This window comes from Streptomyces sp. NPDC001220 (assembly GCF_053597895.1).
On sequence record NZ_JBSFJE010000007.1, the window covers coordinates 452,982 to 459,059 of the forward strand.

A 6,078-nucleotide genomic window follows, 5' to 3' on the forward strand; every position below is an offset into this window, starting at 1 on the left:
AGAGGGTTCCAGAGCGTTTTCGGCCATGCTGTGACGCATGTCACGCCCCCGGTGAGGGAATCGCTGGGGGCATGACAGATGACGCGATAGGCAAAGCGACCTCCGACGAGGAGCGGCTGGCCCAGCTCGGCTACACCCAGGTCCTGGCCCGCCGTATGTCGGCCTTCTCGAACTACGCGGTCTCCTTCACGATCATCTCGGTCCTCTCCGGCTGTCTCACCCTCTACCTCTTCGGCATGATCACCGGCGGTCCCGCGGTGATCACCTGGGGCTGGGTGGCCGTGGGCCTGATGACCCTCTTCGTCGGCCTCTCCATGGCCGAGATCTGCTCCGCCTATCCCACCTCGGCAGGCCTCTACTTCTGGGCCCACCGCCTGGCCCCGCCCCGCAGCGCGGCCGCCTGGGCGTGGTTCACGGGCTGGTTCAACGTGCTCGGCCAGGTGGCGGTGACCGCGGGCATCGACTTCGGCGCCGCGTCCTTCCTGGGCGCCTACCTGAACCTGCAGTTCGACTTCAAGGTGACCCCGGGCCGCACGATCCTCCTCTTCGCCGCGATCCTGCTCCTGCACGGCCTGCTGAACACCTTCGGCGTACGCATCGTCGCCCTGCTCAACAGCGTGAGCGTGTGGTGGCACGTCGTCGGTGTCGCGGTCATCGTCGGCGTGCTGACCTTCGTCCCCGACCACCACCAGTCGGCGTCCTTCGTCTTCACCGAGTTCGTGAACAGAACGGGCTGGAGCAGCGGCCCGTACGTGGTCCTGCTCGGCCTTCTGATGGCCCAGTACACCTTCACCGGGTACGACGCCTCGGCACACATGACGGAGGAGACGCACGACGCGTCGACGGCGGGCCCGCGGGGCATCGTCCGCTCGATCTGGACGTCATGGATCGCCGGCTTCGTCCTGCTCCTCGGCTTCACCTTCGCGATCCAGTCGTACGACAAGGAACTGGGGTCCCCGACGGGGGCACCGCCGGCCCAGATCCTCCTGGACGCGCTCGGCGCCACGACCGGCAAGCTCCTGCTGCTCGTCGTCATCGGCGCCCAACTCTTCTGCGGAATGGCGTCGGTGACCGCCAACAGCCGGATGATCTACGCGTTCTCCCGCGACGGCGCGCTCCCCTTCTCGCGCGTCTGGCACACGGTCAGCCCGCGCACCCGCACCCCGGTGGCGGCGGTCTGGCTGGCGGCCTTCGCCGCGCTCGCCCTGGGCCTCCCGTACCTGATCAACTACACGGCCTACGCCGCGGTGACGTCGATCGCGGTGATCGGGCTGTACGTGGCGTACGTGATCCCGACGCTGCTGCGGGTCAGGAAGGGCGCCGCGTTCGAACGCGGGCCGTGGCATCTGGGCCGCTGGTCCGGGGTGGTCGGCGTGATCTCGGTGGCCTGGGTCGGTGTCATCACCGTCCTCTTCATGCTCCCGCAGGTCTCCCCAGTCACCTGGAAGTCCTTCAACTACGCCCCGGTGGCCGTCCTCGCGGTCCTCGGCTTCGCCGCGATCTGGTGGCAGGTCTCGGCCCGGCACTGGTTCCTCCACCCGGACAGAGCACGCCAGGAGGACACCGCCAAACTGGTCGATCTCTGACGCTCGGGGCCACTTCTGCCACGCGACGCGGCCGCGACCCCGATACCCGATCGGCGACACGGCTCCGTCCGGCTATGCTCGGGGAGGCAACATCGCCTGGGCCGTTAGCTCAATTGGCAGAGCAGTGGACTTTTAATCCATTGGTTGTGGGTTCGAGTCCCACACGGCCTACCGAGGCCAGGGTCGCTCTGTGGCTCTGACCAGCGTTTTTGTGACCCCGACCAGTCCTCCTGGCCGGGGTCACGCCGCGCGCGGAGTCCGTCTGCGTGAGCGGGTTTGCCGACAGGCAGCGCGGCTTGTTCAGTCGCCGCGTCCTTTCTCAGGTTTCGCCGACGCAGGCGTGCCTCTCTTGGCGGCGTCGAAGGCGTTGGTGAGATCGTCGAGGCGGTCGGCAAGTTCCCGGAGCCGATCCGAGTGTGTCGTGAGGGTGTCCGAGAGGCGGCGCAAGTCGTCGGAGCCATGCGGATACCAGTCGCCATCCATCTCGACATTCACGAAGGGGACGTGACCGGGCGGGCGCTCGGTGAAGGGGCGCTGTTCGAAGCACACACGCAGAATCACCGGCGTGCCGCGGCTCGTTGAGACCGTGAATTCGTAGTCAGGGCTCGCGTGTGTGATGTCGACACGGTAGCCGCCAGGTTGATGCTCTCCCTCGCTTCCCGTACACCAGTCGGGTTCCCAGACGGTGACAGGTCCGTGGTCGCACGTGGGGACGGTCACTGTCCGGGGCGAGTTGCCATGATCCGGCATGAGTGCGTTCCTTGTTCCGGTAGTCATCGATCCTGGGCCGGTGTTGGGGCGGGGATCCTGGCTCAGTCCTCCTTCAGGAGTTCAGCCGCGGCTTTCGGATCCATGAGGGTCGACCAGGCTTGCTCGGCGGGAAGAAGGGAGCGGCTGGGGAGGGCGTACTCGGGGTACCAGGCTGCGGGATCGCAGCCGGGAACATGGCGCAGGATGACCGCGATGAGGTCGTCGGGTACGGAGCCGGTGACACGCCCCGCAGCGTAGGTTTCATGGCCGTCGTCGGCGCGTACGAGGATGCCGAGGCGGAAGGCAGGAAAGTCGGCGGCGTGTTCATGCCCGTCGTGCAGTGATCCACGAGTCAGCTCCCGGAGAGCCGCAGCAAGATCGCGGACAAGCCGGGCACCGGCCTCGAGTTGGTAGCGATCACGGTCGTTCTGGTCGGGGAGGAGGTGCCCGACGTACGTTGTGGTGCTCAGGGGCTGGCGGTTGTTGGCGTTGAGTGGGCTCGCGCGGCCCTCGCGGTCGTCTCCAGGGCTGAGTAGAAGTCGTCTGGTGACCCGTCCTCGCGTTGCCCAGTGGCGATGAGCCAAGGCAGATCCTCGTCGGTCCAGACCGCTCCGCGCCAGCGTTGGATCTTGACTTTGAAGAGCACCTCATCATCGATCGAGCGGATGCGCTCATGCTCGGCCCTGTCGTCGGCGAAGTGTTCCCGAGCCTTGGCCAAGATCGGATGATCCAGTTCGTCGAGCGGTTCCCGGGCTGACGGTAGCGGTAGTTTCAAGTCCTCGCGGAGTGCGCGGAGGGTGGGTCGAGCGGGCCGCACGGATCAGTCGTCCTCGCCCACTCCGCCGAGTTCCTTGATCCGCTCCGGTGACAGGCCGGTGAGCAGCGAGACGCTCGATTCCACGGATCCGTCAAGCTTGCGCATCTTTTCCAGCATGTTGGCCCGAACCTCCTCGCGGCGGATCTCCAGATAGGTTCGGACGGCCGCCGCGACCAGGTCTTTTTTCGTCATCCCCAGAAAGTGGGCGCCGTCTGCGATCAGCTCGTCTATGGCCGCATCGACTTTCAACGGCGCTGTCGTCCGGTTTGCCCGACTGCGGGCTTCTTCTGTGATCTTCATACTCACATCCCCTCTGGTACCAAAGGGTACTCCTATCCTCCTCTACTCGCGAGCGCCAAGTGGACAGCGAAGCGCCTGCTCGACCTCCCCGTTCCGGGGGGCGCGGGTCGAACGGCTTGCCCCGGTACCGAGAGGCATGCCGGTGCAGAGCCATGCGTGGAGGGGTGATTCCTCGGAGAGCGCACCGCTGCACGGTCACTGCCAGTAAGGTGCTCTGGATACAAAGCGGAGATCGCGGGGCGTGGGAAATGAGTAAGGCCGTGCGGCTGGAGTTGATAGGGATTCCAGACACCGACGATGATGAACTCCTCAGCTTGGGCAGCCGCCTGCGTCGCTCTCTCCTGGAACTGGATGTGACAGACGTACAGTTGGCGCGTTCTCCCAGTGATGCCCTAGCAGGGGCGAAGGTCACCGCAGGGCCTTGCTCATTGGTACGGGAACATACGACCACCCGGAACTCTCAAAATTGCTGTCTCCGGAGGCGGACTGCGCTGGGCTGACCGAGGTCCTGCGGGATCCAGAGATTGGCCAGTTCGAGGTCCAACAACTGGTCGACACCGACCGGCCCATGCTGGAGCGAGCGATCGAGGAGTTTTTCCTCACCGCGGGCCGGGATGACGTCTGTCTGTTGTACTTCTCGTGCCACGGGGTCAGGAACCGCAGCGACAGGCTCTACTTCGCCGTTCGGCACACCGATCCGGGGCGCCCCGCGCACTCGGCGATCTCCGCGAGTTTCGTCCACGACATGATGGACGAGTGCCGTGCCCGCAGCGTCGTTGTCGTGGTGGACTGCTGCTACAGCGGATTGCTCATTCCAGGCGCCAAGGGGAGCGAATCAGCAGGCTTCGAGGAGGTACTGGCCGGCCACGGCCGTGTCATCGTCACTGCCGGCACCCGGATGCAGCGAGCCTGGGAAGGGGATCACTCCGACGCGGAGACACCTGCACTCTCGCGCTTCACCTCAGCGATCGTCGAAGGCTTGCGCAGCGGCGACGCCGATCTCACCTGCTGGGCAGCGTCCGGGTTGGCTTCGGTCGACTCGGGCGCTGCGGTGTTTCGCGGGGTGGCGGTCAGTCAACTTCCGTGTCTGTGACCAGCGCGTCGAGCGCCGTACGGAGCGCGGCCAGTTCGGCCGGGGTGGGATCGGCCGGTTCGTGCGGCACCAGCGCGGCGGGGGTCACCACGGGGGTGGTGCCCTCCGGTCCGGACGCGGCCGTGGCCTGGGCGAGGAGCGCGCCGTTGTCGGGCGGCGGGGTGCCGAGGCCCTCGCCGAGCGTCCGCAGTGCCGCCGTGAGCGGGGGCCGCGGGAAGGGGAAGTCCGCGGGGAGCAGCCCGGCCTGCTGGGTGTGGTCGTCGCCGCGGAAGTCCAGGACCCAGTTCTCCCAGCCCGGCAACGGCCAGTTGTGAATGCCGGCCACGGTCTGCACCGCCCAGAGCGAGACGGTACGGGCCCGTGGGTCGAAATGGACGCCGCCGTACGGCATGTCGGTGGGCGCAGGGGTGGCCGGTGACGCGACGAGCAGGTCGAGCAGGCCGGAGCCGTCGGCGAGGTGCTCGATGGGCTCCCGGCCGCTGCCCCACGCGCGAACGCCTCCGTCGGGCAGGCGCAGGGAGACGACGGACCAGGGCTCGGTGTTCTCGGGGTCCGCGTACCAGGAGGGTTCGAAGGTCTCGAACCAGCCCGGCGGGCGGGTCAGGTCTCTTCCGAGCCCCAGGTGGTGGGTCAGATCGCCCATGCCGTCGTGCGCGAAGCGGACGTCCCAGCCGGGCCAGGTCCGGGCCAGCACGGCGCGGGCCGCCGCGTGGTCGGCCCAGCTGTCCGCGAAGGCGAACCAGAGCAGGATCCCGCGGTCGTGGTCGACGAGCGCGGCGCCCTCGCACCACACGTCGTCGAGCCATGTGTCGATCTCCTGGTTGGCGCGGAAGCAGCGTGTCGCCGCGGCCGGACCGGGCAGCAGATCGTCGATCACCCGGTTGGCGGCCCAGTGCGAGTAGTACCGCTGCCAGGCGCCGTTCTCGACCACCACGTACTGCGCTCGTGCTCCCATGGCCGGCGAGGCTAGCGCCGCCGGGCGACGGACGGCCAACGGGTTTCGGGCGACCACGGTCGGCCGTTCCGCTCGTCCGGCACCGCGCCGGCTGGCCGGCCGACCAGCAGGATCGGGGCGGCGTCGAGCCGGCACCGGAGCGCCTCCGCCCGGTTGCTCAACCCGGTGCCTCAGCCAGGCCGCTATGCCCGGTTGCTCAACCCGGTGCCTCAACCCGGTGCTTCAGCCCGGCCGCTCTGCCCGGTTGCTCAACCCGGTGCTTCAGCCCGGCCGCTCTGCCCGGTGTCTCAGCCCGCGTTGAGTTCCGTCAGCTCGGCGAGCGGGAGCGTGTGCTGGGTGTGCAGGACCTTCGCGCGCAGGTAGCGGACGTTGTGCGCGGTGCGGAAGACACCGGTCGGGACGCGGTCCCGGACGGTGACGCCGAGGCCGCGCAACTGCTCCGCCTTGTCGGGGTTGTTGGAGAGCAGGTCGAGGTCGGTGACGCCGAGGGCGGTGAGCATCTGGGCGGCGGCGGTGTAGTCGCGGCCGTCCTCGGGGAGGCCGAGGGCCGCGTTCGCCTCGTAGGTGTCGAGGCCCT

At 67.9% G+C, this 6,078-nt stretch carries 6 protein-coding genes, 1 tRNA gene and 1 pseudogene; 3 read left to right on the top strand and 5 right to left on the bottom strand.

The genetic code is table 11. The features are described from left to right. Positions 1-71: 71 nt before the first annotated feature. On the top strand, positions 72-1,586 hold the full coding sequence (locus ACWDGI_RS19980) for an amino acid permease (RefSeq protein ID WP_450760703.1): 1,515 nt from the start codon (positions 72-74) through the stop codon (positions 1,584-1,586). A 98-nt stretch (positions 1,587-1,684) separates the two neighbouring features. Next, a tRNA-Lys gene (locus tag ACWDGI_RS19985) sits at positions 1,685-1,757 on the top strand. Between the two features lie 129 nt (positions 1,758-1,886). Here ACWDGI_RS19985 and ACWDGI_RS19990 read toward each other — a convergent pair. The 3 genes from ACWDGI_RS19990 to ACWDGI_RS20000 all read right to left on the bottom strand — a co-directional run bounded on the left by ACWDGI_RS19990 (position 1,887) and on the right by ACWDGI_RS20000 (position 3,453). Next, positions 1,887-2,336 carry a DUF6907 domain-containing protein gene (locus tag ACWDGI_RS19990; RefSeq protein WP_450760705.1) on the bottom strand — a complete coding sequence of 150 codons (450 nt, stop codon included), beginning with the start codon at positions 2,334-2,336 and terminating at the stop codon, positions 1,887-1,889. Positions 2,337-2,398: 62 nt separating this feature from the next. Next, positions 2,399-2,920 (bottom strand): hypothetical protein, encoded by a 522-nt coding sequence (locus tag ACWDGI_RS19995; RefSeq protein WP_450760707.1) that lies wholly within the window; start codon positions 2,918-2,920, stop codon positions 2,399-2,401. A 236-nt stretch (positions 2,921-3,156) separates the two neighbouring features. After that, on the bottom strand, positions 3,157-3,453 hold the full coding sequence (locus ACWDGI_RS20000; protein ID WP_450760709.1) for a hypothetical protein: 297 nt from the start codon (positions 3,451-3,453) through the stop codon (positions 3,157-3,159). Between the two features lie 421 nt (positions 3,454-3,874). Here ACWDGI_RS20000 and ACWDGI_RS20005 point away from each other — a divergent pair, with 421 nt between their 5' ends. After that, positions 3,875-4,546 carry a caspase family protein gene (locus tag ACWDGI_RS20005; protein ID WP_450760711.1) on the top strand — a complete coding sequence of 224 codons (672 nt, stop codon included), beginning with the start codon at positions 3,875-3,877 and terminating at the stop codon, positions 4,544-4,546. Here the strand turns inward: ACWDGI_RS20005 and ACWDGI_RS20010 are convergent. Together ACWDGI_RS20010 and ACWDGI_RS20015 are read right to left on the bottom strand one after the other, a co-directional pair. Continuing rightward, positions 4,524-5,501 carry a hypothetical protein gene (locus ACWDGI_RS20010; protein ID WP_450760713.1) on the bottom strand — a complete coding sequence of 326 codons (978 nt, stop codon included), beginning with the start codon at positions 5,499-5,501 and terminating at the stop codon, positions 4,524-4,526. The genes ACWDGI_RS20005 and ACWDGI_RS20010 overlap by 23 nt on opposite strands. A 287-nt stretch (positions 5,502-5,788) precedes the next feature. Beyond that, positions 5,789-6,078 (bottom strand): annotated as a pseudogene (locus ACWDGI_RS20015) (GTP cyclohydrolase); the annotation flags it as partial.